This window comes from Aliivibrio logei (assembly GCF_001691055.1).
Taxonomy (GTDB): domain Bacteria; phylum Pseudomonadota; class Gammaproteobacteria; order Enterobacterales; family Vibrionaceae; genus Aliivibrio; species Aliivibrio salmonicida.
In genome coordinates this window covers 557,039-577,126 of the sequence record NZ_MAJU01000008.1, presented here as the reverse complement: position 1 = coordinate 577,126, position 20,088 = coordinate 557,039, and the positions used below count along the sequence as shown (strand labels likewise).

Genomic DNA, 20,088 nt, shown 5'->3' with positions numbered 1-20,088 from the left:
TGCCAACTGAGATTTGACTATAAAACAACCTAGTGACATATGTCAATTAAATTGTATTAAAGTATTTCATTCATAATCTGCTAGTAATAAACTAGGTCATAATGTTGTCATATTTGGATTTAGTGCCGGTGAGTAGATGAGTGAAAATAAATTTAAGCAAATAGCGGAGACTATTGAGTCACGAATTATTGACGGTATATATCCCCCAAACTTTAAACTTCCTCCTCATAGAGAGCTAGCTAATGAGTTATCGACAACACCTGCTACTATCGCGAAAGCTTATAAATTGCTTGCTGATAAAAAGAGAGTTGAGCCATTTGTAGGCAGAGGAACCTTTGTATGTGGTGAGTCACGTTTAGATCAAGTGATTCAATCTTCTGAAGACAATGGAGACTATAATTTTTCAATATTACAACCTTGCTTGAGCCATAATGTTCAACCGTTAAAAGAAGCATTAGAAAAAGCAGCTAGTCAATTAACCTCAGATCTCATTGGATATACGGAGCACTCAGGGCATGAAACTCACCGTTTAGCAGGTGTGAATTGGGCGAAAGAATATGGTTTAGTTGGCGGTAATGCCAATAACACTTTACTGACAAATGGCGCACAACATGCTCTTTCTTTATTGATTGAGGTATTGACTAAGCCCGGTGATACCATTGCTATTGAAGCGTTGGTTTATCCCGGAATTATTGCTATTGCGAGTTTGCTTGGTAGGCAAATCGTGGGTGTAGCGCTTGATGACAAAGGGATGTCCCCAACAGATTTAACTAGAGTTATTAAACAGCATAAACCTAAATTAGTCATCGTTATTCCTAGCTTTCAAAATCCAACTGGTATAACGATGCCCACAGCTCGTCGTAAAGAAATTGCAGACGTCATTATTAAGAATAATATTTATCTAATTGAAGATGATATTTATGGTTTTTTGAATGAAAAAGTTATTCCTGCTATTTGTAATTGGTTACCGGAACAAGGCTTTCATATTACAAGTTTATCTAAAGCAATAAGCCCTGCAATTCGATGTGGTTTTGTTAAGGTTCCTGATATATATATTTCAAATGTTGGTGCTCAAATTCGAGCCAGTATTTGGCTATCTTCTCCAATTAATTACATTGCTGCGAGTGATATGATTGAAACAGGAGTCGCTTATCAACTAGCAAACTATCAACGTGAGATAGCTTTACGCCGACAAGAGATGGTATATGAAGTTTTTGGCAATAGTTATTTAAAAACAGATGGTTATCATGTTTGGTTACCGCTTATGGCGCATTGGCAACAAGATCAATTTGTTTTAGAGGCAAAAAATCGAGGATTAATTGTAAGTAGTGGTAGCTATTTTAATGCTACAGATACGCACTTGAACCATGTTCGTTTATCTTTAATGTCAATTAATTCAGATGAGAAATTTAAAAAGGGTTTAAAAGCATTATTTGAACTTCTAAATTCAAACAATAAAACCATGTTTCCATTTTAAAGAGTCTAGGATACCTATGAGTTTAAATACGCTAAAATTAGATCTTATTCATGTTGAGCCACTTACGGGGGGATTAACTAATGCCTGTTTAAAAGTAGAAGCGAAAGAGGGGACTTTTGTTTGGCGTCCTGTTTCAGAGCAAGCGAAGTTACTTGGTGCTGATCGAGATAAAGAACGTGACATTTTAACAGCGTTACATGCAGTCCCTTCAACCCCAAGAGTACATGACTCAAATGAACATGGTTTGTTAGTTGAATGGTTTGATGGGGAAGTGATTGCTCTTGATAAAGCTCAAGGTGTTGCGATCGAACTATTAGTCTCCGTCCACCAACTGACAATAGATAGGTTCACTGATGAGCTTAAAAATGATGTGATGAGTTTGAAATCACGGATTTTGGATTACTGGTCAGCGTTAAAAACAGAAAATCAAACAAGAGAAATGCAAACTTACGTTGACTATTTTTCTACAAAAGAAGAACAGGCTTTGTTCACTACCTGTTTATGTCATTATGATATTGGGGCTTATAATATAATTGTAAAGGAAGAAGGCTATGGTTTAATTGATTGGGAGTACGCTTCTATCGGTGATCCGAGTCAAGATTTAACAACGATGATTATTGCTAATCAGTTTGATGCTGATGAGGTTATTTCTGATTATTGTCAGCAGCGTAACGTTGACATCGAACCTTGGCAAAAAGCGGTGGCCTATTGGACACCTTGGGTGTGCTTTATGGGGGCGCTATGGTTCACGCTAGGCCATCAATTACTTAAAGATCACTGTTATCAAGAGTTGGCTGAGCGAGAAATGAACAAGCTAAAAAAATTATTATCTTTAATTCAGAAATAAATAAGTAATAATCTAAGGTAGATCACTGTTCTCATTATTGCTCAAGCTAAGGGCTTTAAAACCTTATTTTTCATGGTAGATTAAATTTACTATATGGAAAGTTCTTATTCAAGAAACAGGGGGAATACATGATTATTTATCTTCACGGCTTCGACTCAACCAGCCCAGGTAATCATGAAAAAGTGATGCAGCTTCAATTCATTGATGAAGATGTACGTTTTATTAATTACAGCACTCTGCATCCTAAACATGATATGCAGCACTTATTAAAAGAAGTGTCTAAAGTGATAGAGCAAGCGGGTGATCCAAACCCAATTATTTGCGGTGTCGGCCTCGGTGGGTTCTGGGCGGAGCGTATTGGTTTCTTATGTGGTATTCGCCAAGTGATGTTTAATCCTAATTTGCATCCTGAAGTGAACATGGAAGGGCGAATTGATCGACCTGAAGAATACGCTGATATTGCAACTAAGTGCATTGAGAAGTTCCGTCAAAAGAATAAAGAGCATTGCTTATGTATTTTATCAAGAAGTGATGAAATCAGAGATAATGCTGAAACGGCGGCAGAACTTGAACCTTACTACCAAGTGATTTGGGATGAAAGTGAGGGGCATAAATTTAAAAAAATCTCACAACATCTCCAAGCGATGAAAGTATTTAAAGACGAAGAAACATTGATTTAAAGACAAAAACTTATTTTAGTAACATAATCAAAACCTCACTATTTCGTGGGGTTTTTTGATCTAAACCAAAGAAACTCATTTCTGTTACAAAAACTTTCAATTTAGTCATTTATTTTACACCTCAAAAAAAATCTTCTCCATAACATCTATATCTGCTTGATAACATCAGAAATAGAAAGATATAATGAAAAAATAGAACGATAAGAAGCATAAATTGCTCTAAGTTAGTGTGACGTGAACGCCGTTTCCTCAAGACTCTCTTTTACTCTATGTAATAAAACATGTTGAGAGCATCAATTTTTTAATCTGAGTATTCGGGTTAATACACTTTTTTATTTTTTAGAGGAAGATTGCAATGACTAAGATTGTTATTGTTGGTGGTGGAGCTGGTGGTTTAGAGCTTGCTACTAAGTTTGGTCGTACACTGGGTCGCAAAGGCCGTGCTGAAGTGACGTTGGTTGATCGTAAAACGAGCCATTTATGGAAACCATTACTGCATGAAGTAGCTACAGGGTCTTTGGATGAAGGTGTTGATGCAATCAGTTACCGTGCACATGCTAAAAACCATTCATTTGATTTTCAAATGGGCAGCTTGTGCGATATTGACCGTGAGAAAAAACAAATCAAGTTAGCTGTCATTAAAGATGAGCATGGTGAAGTTATTGTTCCTGTTCGTCATATTGATTATGATTTCTTGATCCTTGCTATTGGTTCAACATCAAATGATTTTAATACACCGGGCGTTCGCGATAATTGTATTTTCTTAGACAGTCCTGAACAAGCGAATCGTTTCCGTACTGAAATGAATAATCAATTCTTGAAGTTACATTCGCATCCAACACAAAAAACGGTAGATATTGCGATCGTTGGCGCGGGTGCGACAGGTGTTGAGCTTTCTGCTGAATTGCATAATGCGGTTAAAGAACTTCGTTCTTACGGATTTGGTGATTTAGATTCAAGTAAATTGAATGTAAGCCTAGTGGAAGCGGGTGAACGTATTCTTCCTGCTCTTCCTCCTCGTATTTCGGCTTCTGCACACAGTGAATTAACGAAACTTGGTGTGAATGTACGTACGGCAACGATGGTAACAAAAGCCGATTCAGAAGGTTTACATACTAAAGATGGTGACGTTATTCCTGCACAAATCATGGTATGGGCTGCGGGTATTAAAGCGCCTGATTTCATGAAAGACATCGCAGGTCTTGAAACGAATCGAATCAATCAACTTGTTGTTAAACCAACATTACAAACAACACGTGATGATTGTATTTTTGTTATTGGTGACTTGGCATCATGCCAACAAGCGGACGGTAGTTTTGTTCCACCTCGTGCTCAATCTGCTCATCAAATGGCAAGCCATGCGTTTAAGAATATCATCGCTAAGATGACTGATCGTGAAATGAAACCATACGTTTATAAAGATCATGGTTCTTTAGTGTCATTAAGCAACTTCTCAACGGTTGGTAGCTTAATGGGTAACCTAACTAAAGGCTCAATGATGATTGAAGGTCGTATTGCTCGTATTGTGTATATTTCACTTTATCGCATGCACCAAGTTGCCTTACATGGTGTCTTTAAAACAGCACTGATCGTGCTTGTTGGTCGTATTAATCGAGTATTACGTCCAAACCTAAAACTTCACTAATTCGGTCGTTTTAAAAATAAATGAGTAAAAAGGCAGAAGTACTTTGGTATTTCTGCCTTTTTTTATGATTGAGTAACAAAAAATGTGCGCTAACTCACCATAAATCATCTATAATGCGCGGCTAAATTATATATCACTGAATAGATAGACTGTTCGCTTAAGGAATCCACTTTATGTCATTTTCATCTCAAGGTCTTGCACCTGAAGTCGTAAAAGCATTAACTGAATGTGGTTATCAAAAATTAACCCCAATTCAGCAGAAAGCTATTCCTTTGGCGCGTAAAGGTCATGATATTCTGGCTAATGCACAAACGGGTACAGGTAAAACTGCTGCGTTTGCATTGCCTGTAATTCAACGATTATTAGATACCAAAAAATCGGCGACTCGTCGTTCAGCTCGTGCGTTAATTCTGGCTCCAACTCGTGAGCTTGCAGAGCAAATTGCAGTAAATATTATTAGCTACACGAAATACACGTCATTAAAAGTGACGGCTGTATTTGGTGGCAAAAAGATGTCTTCTCAAGAACGAGCGCTTGATCCTGGTGTTGATATCTTAGTAGCGACACCTGGTCGTCTTCAAGAACATATAGAAGAAGGCAATGTATCAATCGCTAACCTTGAATTTTTAGTATTCGATGAAGCTGACCGTATGTTAGACATGGGCTTTGTTAACGCAATCCGTAATATCATGATGGAAGTTAATTCAGCGCCGCAAATTATGTTGTTCTCTGCGACGTCTTCAGCGCAAATGAATAAGTTAGCGAGTGATATTTTACGTAAACCAAAACGTATTTCAGTTGACCGTGAAAACATGACGGCAACAACAATATCACACGTTGTTTATCCGGTAGATGAAGAACGTAAAACTGAATTACTATCAGAATTAATTGGTCGTAAAAACTGGCAACAAGTATTGGTTTTTGTTAACTATAAAGAAACCGCAAACAACATCGTTAAAGAGCTTAAGCTTGATGGTATTAAAGCGGTGATTTGTCATGGTGATAAAGCACAAAGTGCTCGTCGTCGTGCTCTAGAAGAGTTTAAAGAAGGTAAAGCTCGTGTCATGGTTGCAACGGATGTTGCTGCTCGTGGTCTTGATATTGCTGACTTACCACACGTAATTAATTACGATATGCCTTTCTTGGCTGAAGATTACGTTCACCGTATTGGTCGTACAGGCCGTGCTGGTAAAAAAGGTCATGCGATTTCTTTTGTTAGCCGTGAAGAAGAGTTAACGGTTGTTCAAGTGGAAACACTTATCCAACAACGAATTCACCGTGTTGAGCAACCTGGCTATGAACCAAAAAGCCGTGAATCTTACATTGAAAAAGTGAATACGAAAGCAGGATTTAAAGATCGTAAAGGTCGTACAAATAATGCGACTAATGCGACTAATGCGACTAATGCGAACCAAGATCAGTCATCTGCTGAACGTCGTATGCGTCTAAAAAATGCAATCCAGAAGAAAGCTGGCATTACTAAGCTAAAAAAGTAAGGTTATAAAATGGAACGTGATTATACTTTTGAATGCCTAGTGACGATGCCACGACATGACTTAGAAGAATTCAGTCATCGCGTTGTTAGTCGTATGGTTCCAGAAGAAACGATGAAAGAGATTTTTACCTTTGATCAAGAAGAAACAGTGAATGAAGACAGAATGCAAACGGCTCAACTTGATGCCATGCTTCGTCTTGCTGCTGTGGCTCTTGGTGAGGTGACTCACGCGTTCTCTGAGTCGGATAATTCACAACAGAATAGTTTACGTATGATGCGTCTTATTTTATGGCATGCTTATGCGATGTTGTTTAATTTAGAAGAAGCCGTCACTCTTGAGCAGCACTGTGAATTGGTCGAAACCATTTTGATGAAACCGCCAACAGATGCATTGAATTGGTTGCCTATTTTGTCTAAATTATTAGGTGATTACGCGAGCATCGCGGCAAAGAAATAAATTAAGTTAATCTAATTATCTTTGATAAAACGGCAGTGATAGCAGTATCACTGCCGTTTTTATTTGTTTCCATTTTTTGGAGATATTACACCCAATAAAAAACCGAATCATGAATGTGATTCGGTTTTTTATGTACGAAATAAAGCGATTATAACACTCGCTTTATTTATTGATTAAGACTGCAAACTCTCGTCTTCAGAATCAATCTCGCCTTTTCCTTTTGATTTTACAATGACCAAGCCCGCAATAACAAACGAAGAAACAACACCAGTAATGGTTGATAGCGTCATTGGTAAGCCAAAGCCAAGTTGATGATTACTTAAAATAAACGTAATACAAACACTTGTCATAAAGATAGCAGGGACGGTACTTACCCAATGCAGTTTATTGTGACGAAGTAGGTAAGCTGAGGCTGTCCATAACATCATTACTGCGGTGGTTTGGTTAGCAAAACCGAAGTAGCGCCAGATAATACCGAAGTCAACTTGTGTTAATACTGCACCAAGAACAAACAGTGGAAGCGCCATTAATAGACGGTTACGAAGTGTTTTTTGTTCCATGTTGAAGTATTCAGCAAGGATTAAACGGCTTGAGCGGAATGCTGTGTCACCCGATGTGATTGGTAGGATAACAACACCTAAGAAAGCGAGGATGCCACCAAAAGTACCTAAAAGACCAAATGAAGAGGCATAAACGACGTTTCCAGGACCACCATTTGCGACAGCAGCTTGAAGTGTTTCCATGCTATCAAAGAAAGACAGAGCAATGGCACACCAGATAAGCGCGATAATACCTTCACCGATCATTGCGCCGTAAAACACAAAACGGCCATTTTTTTCATTTTCCATACAGCGCGCCATTAATGGTGATTGCGTTGCGTGGAAACCTGAGATTGCACCACAAGCAATCGTGATGAATAGAGCAGGCCATAGCGGTAAATCATTTGGATTCATGTTTGTGAACATTTGGCTCGGTTCGTAGCTACCAAGAACTGAGTGATCACTTGATAATGCAATGGCTGAAATTAGACCAACAGACATGAAAATCAATAGAGCGCCAAATAATGGATAGAAGCGACCGATGATTTTATCTACCGGCACGATCGTCGCCAAGATATAGTAACCAAAAATGATAACAACCATTGATGTCATCGTGACACCTAAATCAAATTGGTCATTCATTAGGTTTGTTAGCATACTTGCTGGAGCCGATACAAAGACAACACCAACAAGAAGAAGTAGAACAATCGCGAACACATTCATAAAGTGTTTTGCGCCATTGCCTAAGTATTTTCCGGTAATCGTTGGTACCGAAGCCCCACCATTACGAATAGATAACATACCTGAGAAATAATCGTGTACTGCACCGGCAAAAATACAGCCAAGTACAATCCATAACATAGCTGCAGGGCCGTAAAGGGCACCCATGATTGGGCCAAAAATTGGACCGACACCTGCAATGTTTAGAAGTTGAACCAGATAGACTCGTGGTGTCGACATTGGTACAAAATCAACGCCGTCTGTTTTTGTGTAAGCGGGGGTTTTTCGGTCTTCTTTAATGCCGAAGATTTTTTCAATAAATGCGCCGTAAATAAAGTAGCCACCAATCAGTGCAGCAACGCAAGTTAGAAACCAAACCATAATTCATTCCTTGTAAAAGTTATCTAATGTAATAATAGGTAAATTAATATGTTGGTTATCATACTGATGGGCGTAAAGAGTTCACGCCCAAAAAAGGTGAGTGGTTAAGATTAGAGGTTAAGTGGTGTTATTTAATGTTAAGTGGTTTTTGTTCGTGTAACGATGACGTTATAAAAAATAAATTTAGCATTGTATGCCAAGACGTTCTTTAATTTCTTTAAGATGCCGACGACTTACTTGGGCCACGTGACCACTTTGCGTTACAATGTCACTTGTGCCATTGTCATGCAATTTAATCTCTCTAATGAAATGGGGATTAATTAAAAACTGGCGGTGACAGCGGATCAATGGCGTTTTTTCTTCAAGGACTTTTAGAGTCAGTTGAGTGCATGCTTTTTCTGTTTTTGTCAGCAACTCAACCCCAGATGCTTGAATGCTAGCCACTTCAATATCATGAGAGGGCAAAAGAAGAATGCGGTTATGACCAGAGCAGGGGATCAATTCAATCTCTGTTTGAGCGATAGGGGATAGATCTTGTTTTGTCTCTGCGGCTAATAAACGTTTGACTGTTTTTTTAAGACGGCATGGGTCGATGGGTTTTAAGAGATAATCAAAGGCATTGTCCTCAAAGGCTTTTACTGCAAATTCATCATAAGCGGTAACAAAGACAATATTAGGCATCGTATCAGGATCAAGCATACTAATAAGATCCATTCCTGTGATCTTAGGCATCTGAATATCCAAAAATACAACGTCAGGTTTACGTTGGTTAATTTGCTTTAAGCCATCAATGGCATTACCGCACTCCGCTATGATCTCAATGTGACCAATTTCATTCAGTTGTTCAATTAACTCTTCACGAGCAAACAATTCGTCGTCAATCACAATGGCTTTAAGCATGAGTAATAGTCTCTACTGGCAAATGAATAGTGGCTTTGGTTTGTTGGTTTTCAATGCAGGACATTGTTAACCCAAAAGCATCACCAAATTGATTTTTTAAACGTTTATCAACAATGTTCGTTCCTAATCCATCGCTGTTTTCTTGTTCTATGTATAACCCGGCATTATCGATAACTTCTAAAATGACTTGGTGATGAGAAAGATAGGCTTTAATTGTAATTTCTCCCTCTTCAAACATATTTGACGTTCCATGCTTGATGGCATTTTCAACTAGCGGCTGCAACGTAAAAGTGGGCAGCTTTAATGAATATAAACGTTCATCAATGTCCATATTTACGGTTAATCGGTCAGCAAAACGGGCGAGCTCAATCTCTAGATAAGATTGTACGTGATGTAACTCTTCTTTTAAGGTGACTTGCTCAAAGTTCTGTTTTAAATTTCGGCGGAAAAATTGAGATAAATGCTGAATAAGTTCTCTTGCTCTATTTGGGTCGCGACGAATAACAGCACTGATGGTATTTAATGCATTAAATAGGAAGTGGGGGTTCACTTGAGCTTGCAATAACCGTAATTCAGCTTGAGTTAATAAGGTCTGTTGTTGTAAATATCGCCCCGCAAGAATTTGGTTTGAGAGCAGTTTAGCAATACCTTCTCCCAGCGTAAGGTTGATATAGGAAAATAATTTACGTTTCGGTTCATACAGTTTAATGGTTCCAATTACCTCATTATTTACACCAATGAGTGGGATAACTAAGGCTGAACCTAACTTGCATTTGTCATTAATTGAGCATTGGTAAGGATGCTCATCCCCATCAATGTACATCACTTTGCTTTGTATAATTGCTTTTCGTGTGTAATCCGAGGCAATAGGGGTTCCCGGTAAATGGTGATCATCACCGATACCAATAAAAGCCAATATTTTTTCTTTATCGGTAATCGAAACAGCACCAACCCCTGTTTCTTCATAAATTATTTTAGCAATTTGTTCGCTGTTTTCTTGGTTAAAGCCTTGGCTTAAAATACCCACTGAACGTTGTGCAATATTCAGTGCTTTATTAGAGAAAGCGGCAGAATATTTTTCGTAAATTGCTTTTCTATCTTGGATAATACTCATGAACATGGCTGCACCAATAGAGTTAGCAACAATCATCGGTAAAACGATAGATGAAACGAGTACATAAGCTTGGTCAAATGGCTTCGCAACGATGAGAATGATCGCCATTTGAAGTAATTCAGCGATAAAGGCGATCATTAAGACCGTTCTTGGTCTAAACAACTGGTCTATTTGATTCTTTCTCAGAAAGTATAAATGAAACAAACCACCTAATAGTCCTTCTGCCGTCGTTGATATTGCACAGGCTAAATCGGTAAATCCACCCATAGAATAGCGATGTAATCCTCCTGTGAGTCCAACTAAAAAACCAACTAAAGGCCCACCTAATACACCGCCCATAACGGCACCAATCGCACGGGTGTTTGCGATGGCATCTTGAATAGCGAGTCCAAAATACGTGCCTAAAATGCAGAAGCCAGAAAAAATGATGTAACAAAGGAAGCGGTGACTCCAACGACCAGAAATCGTCGTAATAGGAAGAAATAAAGGCGTTTTACTTAATAGGTAAGCAAGAACAAGATAAACGCTTAATTGCTGTAAAAGGGAAAACACCAATTCCATGATGGGTCTCTATATATAAAGCAGGATAGTTAGTGTAATCGGAAATGTGCAGAGAGTCTAAATAGAAGAGGGAGAAATTTATTTTATTGTTACGGAGTCGTAAAAAGAAGGTTTACTTATAAGAATTGCATAAGTGGAATATAAGATTCCATAATTGGTAGTTGTGATGTTCATCACTCGTAAATAGAATGCGCACGCTAAATACTTTTTTAATCATTACACTTTTTTTTTGAGGCTCCAGCATGTCAAATAAACTTGCGAATCCAGCACCATTAGGCTTAATGGCTTTTGGTATGACAACTGTGTTATTAAACCTGCATAACGCTGGTTTCTTTCCTTTAAATACTGCGATCTTATCAATGGGTCTTTTTTACGGTGGCATCGCGCAAGTAATTGCAGGCATCATGGAGTATAAAAAAGGTAACACGTTTGGTACGACTGCATTTACTTCTTACGGTTTCTTCTGGTTGTCGTTAGTTGGTCTAATTCTTATGCCTGAAATGGGCCTAGGCCAAGCAACATCACCTGCTTTCATGGGTTGGTATCTTGCAATGTGGGGTGTTCTAACATTCTTCTTGTTCTTGGGTTCATTTAATTACCCACGTGCTAAGCAAGTGGTATTTGGTAGCTTAACTATTTTGTTCGCATTGCTTTCAGCTCGCGATTTCACAGGTAGCGTAGTAATTGGCCATATGGCTGGTTATGTAGGTCTATTCTGTGGTTTCAGTGCAATGTACTTCTCTATGGCTCAAGTCATTAACGGTGAGTACGGTCGTACTGTGTTGCCTGTTGGTGAAATGAAAGCGAAAGAAGCAGCGACTGTTACTGCATAAGTGTTAACTTATAAATAACCGTTTATAGAATAGTAAAAGGCAGCTTGCTAATAATTAGTAAGCTGCCTTTTTTGTATGTGATGCTTTAGTTATTGATATAGGCTCAATAATGCCTCTTGAGTGTCAGCTATCTTACTTTCAATATCATTCGTGGATTCAATACCTAGTTGTGCTTTCGCTTCTTCTTTAGATAATCCTAGGTGACAGCAAAGCATATCAATTGCCATTAGGTAAGTTTGTTGTTCTGCCATGTTCAATCCTTGATGTTATTACTCATGATTTTTCTTGATCACAAAGTAAGTTGAATTACTTGCTTTGACAATACGACCAAAGTCTAAAGTGATTTTATTCTCGGTTATTTGAGTGAAGAGAAACGGAAAGAGAATAGAAAGGTGAATAGATAAAAGAAAGTGTATCAAAGTGCGTCAAACCCTTGTATTTGTGGGAAATGACACTATCTTATGCATATACCTATTAAACGTGCTAGATGCGTTTGGTGTCTGCTCAAAAAAACAAAATCAATGAGTAGAATTAAATTATTAATCGGAGAAAGAATAAATGAAGCGTATTGCGCTGTTTTTAGCAACAAACTTAGCGGTAATGATCGTATTCAGTATTGTATTGAATATTGTTTATGCAGTCACGGGGATTCAGCAAGGTAGCCTATCTGGCTTACTGGTTATGGCCGTATTATTTGGTTTTGGTGGTTCATTAGTTTCTTTATTAATGTCCAAAAAAATGGCATTACGTTCAGTGGGTGGTGAAGTTATTGAACAACCACGTAATGAAACTGAACATTGGTTAATGGAAACCGTTTCTCGCCAAGCACAACAAGTGGGCATTGGTATGCCGACTGTAGCGATTTACGATTCACCAGATATGAATGCGTTTGCAACGGGTGCAAAACGTGATGACTCTCTAGTCGCTGTATCTACTGGTTTATTACATAACATGACTCGTGATGAGGCAGAGGCTGTTTTAGCGCATGAAGTGAGCCACATTGCTAACGGTGATATGATTACGATGACATTAATGCAAGGTGTCGTGAATACCTTCGTTATCTTCTTATCTCGTATGATCGCGAATGCAGTGAGTGGGTTTACTTCTAATGATGAAGAAGGTGAGGGCGAAGGCGGTAGCTTTATGACTTACTTTATTGTCTCAACGGTATTAGAAATTGCGTTTGGTTTCTTAGCCAGTTTCTTAACGATGTGGTTCAGCCGTCATCGTGAGTTTTATGCGGATGCAGGTGCAGCTAATTTAGTCGGTAAAGATAAAATGATAGCGGCTCTTGAGCGCCTACGAATGGGACAAGAATCTCAACTTGAAGGCTCTATGATGGCATTTGGTATTAATGGTAAAAAGTCACTGACTGAGCTATTAATGAGCCATCCACCACTAGAAAAACGTATTAACGCACTGCGTCAGTTATAATACTGTTAACGTTTATGTGATTGTGATGAAACCCGAGATTATTCTCGGGTTTTTTATATCCAGAAACGACATAAATCTTTTACCTATCTACATTACGAGTTATAGTCTGCCTCTAATTTATATTAAGACATTTAGGATTTACCTTGACTAATAACGACGTTCTACGACGCATTCGCTATACTTTTGATTTCGACGATACAAAAATGATCGCCCTATTTGGTGCAGCAGATCTTAAAGTAACTCGTGAAGAAGTATGTAACTGGTTAAAATCAGACGAAGATAAAGATTACAAAAGCTGTCAAGATGTTCAATTAGCAACGTTTCTAAATGGTTTCATCAATGATCGACGTGGTAAGCGTGAAGGCGAGCAACCAAAGCCAGAGCAAAAACTAACGAACAACATTATTCTTAAAAAATTACAGATTGCTTTGAATTTAAAAGCGGATGAAGTATTAGACTTAATGAAGTTAGTTAACTTCCGTCTAAGTAAGCATGAATTGAGTGCATTCTTCCGTAAAGCCGATCATAAACACTACCGTATTTGTAAAGATCAAGTTTTACGTAACTTCCTACAAGGCGTTCAATTTGATTTACGTGGTGAAGTAACAGAAGAAGAAGATGAAGAAAACGAAAGCGAATAAGCGTTTTTTCTTCTCACTATAATAAAAACCACGATTTCATTTACTGAATCGTGGTTTTTTTATGTGCGTTATTTTAGTTTCGTTTCTACATTAGAAACTCCACTGCATACTCATCACAATGATACCCGGCAGAATAAAACCAGCTTCAACACCAAAATAATCGGTTAGATTGTATTGTGCGGCATGGTAAATATAAGGGGCGAAAGCTATCCCTACTTTTTCTTTTGCGGTTTCATAGATCCCTCCGTCACCACAATTTTCAAAAGCATCAACGAAGAACTCTCCAGCGTATGAATACATTCCTTTGATGACTAATTTGTCGTTAACACGATACCAGTCTTTTCTGACGCCGATTAGCATACAGCGATTGGCTTGGCTATTTAGAAAGGTGCCCACCATAAAGCTGTAATCTGAATCTTCAGAAAACTTACGTTCGACAGAAAAGTATTGATTACCAAAGTATTGATGTGAATCAGGATCGTAAGGAACGAGGTGATAAAGGAATGAACCTGTATTCATAGAGTAAAGAGAAAGGGATTCAGCGTTACTTTTAAAAGATGATAAGAAAAGAAAAAGTAAAGTGGTCAGAAAATAAGGCTTCATAGCTCAAAAGATGTAAAAAAAATGTAGTCACATTATAAATGCTTTATGTCTGAATATAAAGAGAGGGCATAACTAGCTCTCTCTTTTTATTGATATTTATACTAAATATAGAACTAGCCGTTTACTTTTTCAGTAAATACTTCATCAGTGGTTGATTCTGCTTTACCTATTTCACCTTCTGATTTGGCAACAATGGTATTTACTGCGGTATCACCAACAACATTAGACGAAGTACAGAACATATCGTTAATACGGTCAACCGCGGCCACAATAGCAAGACCTTCAGGCGGAAGACCAAGTTGGTGTAAAATAACGCCGACCATGACAACACCACCACCCGGAACACCACCAGCACCAATGGAAAGTAATAGAATAGTGAAGCCTAATGTAAATAGATCTGCAGAGTCGATAGGTTGACCAAAAGCATTAGCAACAAAGATAGCGGCAAGGGCAATATAAATAGAGACACCAGACATATTCATGGTTGCGCCTAATGGAACACCAAAACCGGCCACAGATTTAGATACGTTTAATTTTTCAGTTAATGTTCGCATCGTTACAGGGATGGTCGCATTTGAACTTGCTGTTGAAAGTGAGAATAAAATTTGCTCACGTACTGCACGTAAAAATGTTTTAGGTGAAATCCCAGTTGATAAACCAACCATGATTGGATAAAAAACAAAAATCCAGAAAACAAGCATCGAAACAACAAGAGCCACGTAACCTGCAACTGACATTAAGGTATTTGCATCTAACGTCGCACCTAATTGAATCATCAGAGCAAACACACCATAAGGAGCTAGGCTCATTACTAGGCTAATTAGCTTCATCATGATTTCATTGGCAACTTTAAACGTTTTAATCGCAGGACCGCCACGATGATCAAGCGCTTGAATGGCAAGCCCCGTTAAAATTGCCATAAAGATGATTTGTAGCATATTACCGCTAGCAAAAGCCTCTACAGGGTTACTAGGAACGATATTCGTAATGAGTGAGAAGATGTCCGGTGTTTCCGTTGCTTTCAGTTCCACAGAGCCTGCGACAACGGTTCCCGCTAAGTTCGCATCAGCACCAGGGGCAAAGATCATACCGACAGTTAATGCTGCGGCTATCGCGATGATGGTGTTAATAAGGTAAAGAGCAAAAGTTTTCCCACCAAGACGACCAAATGAAGCAATGTCTTTTAGTTCAACGATACCGCAAACAATAGAGACATAAACGAGAGGAACAACAAGTAATTTGATGAGTGAAACAAACATCCCACCAACGCCTTCTGCTGCTCCTAGTAGGAACGAATCAAAAAACGCAACCCCATTAAACATGTATTGAATCGCGGTACCAATTAATAGGCCAGCGAATAAACCTATAAAAATTCTACTTGAAAGTGATTTTTTCATTATGTACTTTTTCTCCGGAATATTGTGCTCACTAATAGGTGAGTCCTTGTAATGTTTCTCTATTAATTGAGAAATCAACAGGATGTTTACATATCGTTAACGTAATTAAAAGTGATAAAAATGGTGTTTAATTCATCAAAAAGAGCATGTGAACTATTTTTATTGAGAGAATTAATAATTAGCGGTTGTAAAACCAATCACTTAACGAGTGTTTTTTATGGTTCGATAGACTGTATGTATTTTGATTTATATGGGAATAAACTCTTGGTTATGTGACAGCTGTCGTTATTTGGTTTGTTTTTGTTGCTATAGAGTCACCATTTGAAAGGGAAATGTGAAGGGTGCCATATATATTATTGACAATATGCTTGATATAAAAATAATAGCGTATACCATTCACGCCAATATTTTACTATTGATGAGTTTATTCATGTATTTAAGAAAATCACTGCTTGCTGTTGCGATTGCTGCAAGCTCATTATTTTCGTTTTCGGCAAGTTCGGCGCAACAAGTTGACTTGATGATTACCGATGCAACGTTACTAACAATGAACGATTCGAAAGAGATATTTGAGAATGGTGTTGTTGTTATTTCTGGTAATAAAATTATTGCTGTTGGCGATAAAAGCATTGCCTCTAAATATGTCGCAAAAACGCTATTAGACGTCGATGGTGATATTGTTTTACCGGGGTTAATTAACACACATACTCACGCTTCTATGACCGTCTTTCGTTCATTAGGTGATGACGTTCCAGATCGTTTACACCGCTATATCTTCCCTCTAGAGAAAAAGTTAGTGTCACGCGATATGGTTCGTATTGGTGCTAACTTAGGTAATGTAGAAATGGTTAAGGGTGGGGTAACCACTTATGCTGATATGTACTATTTTGAAGACGAAGTAGCTAAAACCGTTGATAAGATCGGTATGCGTGCAATTCTAGGTGAAAGCGTCATTAAATTCCCAGTTGCAGATGCAGCAAATGCAGACGAGGGTATTCAGTACGCACTAAACTTTATTGAAGAATATAAAGATCATCCTCGTATCACACCAGCATTTGCCCCTCATGCTCCATATACAAATACAACTGAAACGCTACAAAAAATTGCTAAATTATCGTTAGAGTTGGATGTTCCGGTAATGATCCACCTAGCTGAATCTCATCGTGAAGAAGAAGTCATTGCAGAACGTGCGAACGGACTGTCTCCAGTAGAATACATGCACAGCATCGGAGCGCTTAATAAAAACCTTATTGGTGCGCATATGATTTTGATTGATGATAAAGACATTGAACTAGTAAAAGAATCAGACATGGGTGTTGCTCATAATATGAGTGCAAACATCAAATCAGCAAAAGGGGTATCTCCTGCGCTTAAAATGTATGACGAAGGTGTTCGTATTGGTTTAGGAACGGATGGGCCAATGTCAGGCAATACGCTAAGTATTATTGATGAGTTCAACCAAGTCGCTAAAGTACACAAATTAGTGAATAAAGATCGTGCCGCAATGCCTCCAATCAAAGTGATTGATATGGCGACAATGGGCGCGGCGAAAGCGCTTCATATGGAAGATAAAATTGGTTCTATCGAAGTCGGAAAATTAGCGGATATCATTGTTGTTGATACAAAAGCACCGAACATGATGCCTGTGTATAATCCTTATTCAGCGCTTGTATACTCTGCGAATTCAGGCAACGTTCGTCATACTATTGTGGATGGTAAAATATTGATGAAAGATCGTGAAATGCTGACGGTTGATGAAGAGCAGATCAGGCAGGAAGTGCTCGATTTTACCAAAATTGTGCGTAAAACGGTTATTGAAAGTGGTGAAATTGTTCAATAATATTTAACCTATAATCCAATTAAAATAGAGAGTTAGCTTCGGCAGTTCTCTTTTTTATGCCCGCTAATTTAAATAAAAAGGGTGCTCTTTAGTTCTTATTTATAAGTATTATATCTAATGCTTTTATATTAAGAGTGAAACTTGCTATTCATCACCTTGAGTCTACTCTCATAAAGAGGACTTAATATTTAAGGGGTGATAAATGAGCCGATATATTGTATTTTTTACACTTCTTTTTTGTTATTTTCCCTTATCTGCTCAAACAGAAGACGCTGATACTTACATAAGAAAACATCAAGGTTCGCTGTATTATGCTTCAGATGTGTCTCGTTTATATCCAAACTCTCAACGTAAATGGAATCGTGCCGAGGATAGAAAAGAAATAGAGAATCAATTCGCACTTCTTATTCTTGCTGACGTGAATAATTCTTTAGCTAAAAGATACGAAAATTTACAGAATACAGAAGGGCTTGAATACGATGTTTTAGCAACAGATACGTTACTATATATGCTTACTTATCAATCATTAATACCAAAGTACGGTACTCGGTGGCTATTTGGTGGACGATTAAATAATGATTTTGGAAAGCCGTCTTTATTTCTTACTGAAAAAGTAAATCAACATTTTGAAGACGATACATTAACGGCGTTAGTGAGTCAGTTAAAACCTCAATCGAAACAATATCAAGATTTATACACACGACTATATCGTTATTATGATCCTTATCATCAAGAAGCCCCAAAACTATATTCCTCACGATTATTGAAACCGAATCAAGACATTCCATATAAATCACTTGTATATAGATTGCAAATATCAGGGGAATTAAATGAAGAACAAACCCACTATTTTTTGAACCAAGAAGGGGATAAATATAATAATGAATTAGTAAATGTGGTGAAATCATTTCAAAAACGACATGGTTTAGTCGTAGATGGTATTGTCGGTAAGAGGACATTGTATTGGCTAAATATGAGTACAAATGAACGTGTACGAATTATGGCATTAAATATTCAGCGTTTACGTTTATGGGAAAATAAGAACGCTCGATTTGTTCTCGTAAATATACCTTCTTATGAAATGGGGTATTGGTCGAAAGGTGAGCTTGTTTTTAAAAGTAAAGTGATCGTAGGTAAGCCCGCAAGAAAAACCCCGCTCTTTACTACTCGATTAGACTCCATCGTATTTAACCCTAATTGGAAAGTGCCAACAAAGATAATGAAGGAGGATATCCTACCAAAAGCCCTTGAGAATCAAGACTATTTATTAACGCATAATTACGAAGTGCTTCCATCTTGGTTAAGTGATGAGGTGATTCCTTTTGAAAGTATTGAATGGGAGGAAATGACCGTTGATAACTTTCCTTATAAATTAAGACAAAAGTCGGGCAACGCAAATGCATTAGGTCGCTATAAATTTAATACACCAAACCGTAATGCTATCTATCTGCATGATACTCCGTCACGATCTTTATTTAATAAACAACATCGTGCTTACAGTTCAGGGTGTATACGGGTAGAGAAAGCGTCAGAATTTGCACAACTTTTAATGAAAGAATCGCATTTTACTGCGAAAGATTATGCAGGCTATCATCGATTACCAAAAACAAATACGGTAGGGTTATCGCAAAAAATAGCGGTATATACCATTTATCAAACAGCGTGGGTAGATGAAGCGGACACCATTCAATTTAGAAATGACGTATATCGATATGATGAATGGAGTAAGAGTAAAAATTGACCTACTTTTTACATAACAATAAAAACCTTGTTGCTCAATAAGTAAGCATGATTGAATGGGGTAATAAGCCAAATTAGCATTGTTCATTATTTGACCAAGTTAACGTAAGTGTGTATCTTTGCGCTCAGTTATTGATTCATCTATCTATAAGTGAGTTGTTTTTACATGCCTGAATTTGATTCGTTACGCCGTAAAATTCTTCTTGGTGGCGTTGCCACTGCTGGTTTAAGTTTATTCCCATCGATTTCTTTTGCGTCACAGTTTGCTGAATCTCCTAGAGAATTGGCGTTTAAGAATTTACATACTGGTGAGAAACTGCAAAGCGAATATTTTAATGGACAACAATATTCAAATTCTGAGTTACTTAAATTAAATCATTTATGTCGTGATTTTCGTCGAAATGAAACGATAGATATGGATACTGGTTTATTTGATCAATTATCGGCTATTCAAAAAGTAATTGGTTGTGATACCCAAGTGCAAATCATTTCTGGTTATCGCTCACCAGCAACCAATGAAATGTTGCGTGGTAAATCACATGGTGGTGTAGCGAAGAAAAGCTTGCATATGCTAGGTAAAGCCATGGATTTTCGTTTAGAAGACGTGCCATTAATCGAAGTAAGAAAAGCAGCCTTATCATTAAAAGCGGGCGGAGTAGGGTATTATCCTGGCAGTAACTTTGTTCATATCGACACGGGACGAGTTCGTTTCTGGTAATTCCTCGGTATTTAAAAATAACAAACATAAAAAATGGCGACCATTATGGTCGCCATTTTTGTATTC

The 20,088-nt window shown here is 37.8% G+C and carries 18 protein-coding genes; 12 read left to right on the top strand and 6 right to left on the bottom strand.

Annotated elements, in window-relative coordinates; all coding sequences use genetic code 11:
* Positions 1-136 precede the first annotated feature (136 nt).
* The 6 genes from A6E04_RS06770 to A6E04_RS06745 all read left to right on the top strand — a co-directional run bounded on the left by A6E04_RS06770 (position 137) and on the right by A6E04_RS06745 (position 6,601).
* Positions 137-1,477, top strand: a complete 1,341-nt coding sequence (locus tag A6E04_RS06770; protein WP_023603120.1) for an aminotransferase-like domain-containing protein — start codon at positions 137-139, stop codon at positions 1,475-1,477.
* Positions 1,478-1,493: 16 nt separating this feature from the next.
* Entirely contained in the window at positions 1,494-2,324 is an 831-nt protein-coding gene (locus tag A6E04_RS06765) for a phosphotransferase (protein ID WP_065610612.1), read from the top strand.
* A 128-nt stretch (positions 2,325-2,452) separates the two neighbouring features.
* On the top strand, positions 2,453-3,004 hold the full coding sequence (ycfP, locus tag A6E04_RS06760) for an alpha/beta hydrolase YcfP (RefSeq protein WP_012550020.1): 552 nt from the start codon (positions 2,453-2,455) through the stop codon (positions 3,002-3,004).
* Positions 3,005-3,359: 355 nt separating this feature from the next.
* A complete protein-coding gene (locus A6E04_RS06755; protein ID WP_017020510.1) occupies positions 3,360-4,649 on the top strand; it encodes an NAD(P)/FAD-dependent oxidoreductase in 1,290 nt (429 codons plus the stop codon).
* Between the two features lie 173 nt (positions 4,650-4,822).
* On the top strand, positions 4,823-6,145 hold the full coding sequence (locus A6E04_RS06750) for a DEAD/DEAH box helicase (protein ID WP_065610609.1): 1,323 nt from the start codon (positions 4,823-4,825) through the stop codon (positions 6,143-6,145).
* A gap of 9 nt (positions 6,146-6,154) precedes the next feature.
* Complete coding sequence (locus tag A6E04_RS06745; protein ID WP_012550023.1) at positions 6,155-6,601, top strand: hypothetical protein; 447 nt, start codon at positions 6,155-6,157, stop codon at positions 6,599-6,601.
* A 173-nt stretch (positions 6,602-6,774) separates the two neighbouring features.
* Here the strand turns inward: A6E04_RS06745 and A6E04_RS06740 are convergent, their stop codons facing one another.
* The 3 genes from A6E04_RS06740 to A6E04_RS06730 form a co-directional block, all read right to left on the bottom strand.
* Positions 6,775-8,241, bottom strand: a complete 1,467-nt coding sequence (locus tag A6E04_RS06740) for a carbon starvation CstA family protein (RefSeq protein ID WP_017020508.1) — start codon at positions 8,239-8,241, stop codon at positions 6,775-6,777.
* A 183-nt stretch (positions 8,242-8,424) separates the two neighbouring features.
* A complete protein-coding gene (btsR, locus tag A6E04_RS06735; RefSeq protein WP_023603123.1) occupies positions 8,425-9,141 on the bottom strand; it encodes a two-component system response regulator BtsR in 717 nt (238 codons plus the stop codon).
* Complete coding sequence (locus A6E04_RS06730) at positions 9,134-10,816, bottom strand: sensor histidine kinase (protein WP_017020506.1); 1,683 nt, start codon at positions 10,814-10,816, stop codon at positions 9,134-9,136. Before A6E04_RS06730 ends, btsR begins: the two co-directional genes overlap by 8 nt.
* A gap of 242 nt (positions 10,817-11,058) precedes the next feature.
* Here A6E04_RS06730 and A6E04_RS06725 point away from each other — a divergent pair, with 242 nt between their 5' ends.
* Positions 11,059-11,649 (top strand): acetate uptake transporter, encoded by a 591-nt coding sequence (locus tag A6E04_RS06725; RefSeq protein ID WP_017020505.1) that lies wholly within the window; start codon positions 11,059-11,061, stop codon positions 11,647-11,649.
* An 89-nt stretch (positions 11,650-11,738) separates the two neighbouring features.
* Here A6E04_RS06725 and A6E04_RS20930 read toward each other — a convergent pair whose 3' ends face one another.
* Positions 11,739-11,900, bottom strand: coding sequence for a hypothetical protein (locus A6E04_RS20930; RefSeq protein ID WP_012550027.1), 162 nt, complete (start codon positions 11,898-11,900; stop codon positions 11,739-11,741).
* A 307-nt stretch (positions 11,901-12,207) separates the two neighbouring features.
* Here A6E04_RS20930 and htpX point away from each other — a divergent pair, with 307 nt between their 5' ends.
* Both htpX and A6E04_RS06715 read left to right on the top strand, forming a co-directional pair.
* On the top strand, positions 12,208-13,083 hold the full coding sequence (htpX, locus tag A6E04_RS06720) for a protease HtpX (RefSeq protein ID WP_012550028.1): 876 nt from the start codon (positions 12,208-12,210) through the stop codon (positions 13,081-13,083).
* 143 nt (positions 13,084-13,226) lie between these two features.
* Complete coding sequence (locus A6E04_RS06715) at positions 13,227-13,724, top strand: YehS family protein (protein ID WP_065610606.1); 498 nt, start codon at positions 13,227-13,229, stop codon at positions 13,722-13,724.
* Positions 13,725-13,814: 90 nt separating this feature from the next.
* Here A6E04_RS06715 and A6E04_RS06710 read toward each other — a convergent pair whose 3' ends face one another.
* On the bottom strand, positions 13,815-14,243 hold the full coding sequence (locus A6E04_RS06710) for a hypothetical protein (RefSeq protein WP_231850897.1): 429 nt from the start codon (positions 14,241-14,243) through the stop codon (positions 13,815-13,817).
* A 197-nt stretch (positions 14,244-14,440) separates the two neighbouring features.
* A complete protein-coding gene (locus A6E04_RS06705) occupies positions 14,441-15,724 on the bottom strand; it encodes a dicarboxylate/amino acid:cation symporter (RefSeq protein WP_017020504.1) in 1,284 nt (427 codons plus the stop codon).
* Positions 15,725-16,154: 430 nt separating this feature from the next.
* On the opposite strand from A6E04_RS06705, the gene A6E04_RS06700 reads away from it, so the two are divergent.
* From A6E04_RS06700 to mepK, 3 genes are all read left to right on the top strand, one after another.
* The gene (locus A6E04_RS06700) at positions 16,155-17,564 is read left to right on the top strand and encodes an amidohydrolase (protein ID WP_023603126.1); all 1,410 of its coding nucleotides are present in this window, start codon (positions 16,155-16,157) and stop codon (positions 17,562-17,564) included.
* 202 nt (positions 17,565-17,766) lie between these two features.
* Positions 17,767-19,305: a L,D-transpeptidase family protein gene (locus A6E04_RS06695; RefSeq protein WP_017020502.1), complete on the top strand. Its 1,539-nt coding sequence runs from the start codon at positions 17,767-17,769 to the stop codon at positions 19,303-19,305.
* Between the two features lie 165 nt (positions 19,306-19,470).
* Positions 19,471-20,022: a peptidoglycan L,D-endopeptidase MepK gene (gene mepK / locus A6E04_RS06690; RefSeq protein WP_017020501.1), complete on the top strand. Its 552-nt coding sequence runs from the start codon at positions 19,471-19,473 to the stop codon at positions 20,020-20,022.
* Positions 20,023-20,088 lie beyond the last annotated feature (66 nt).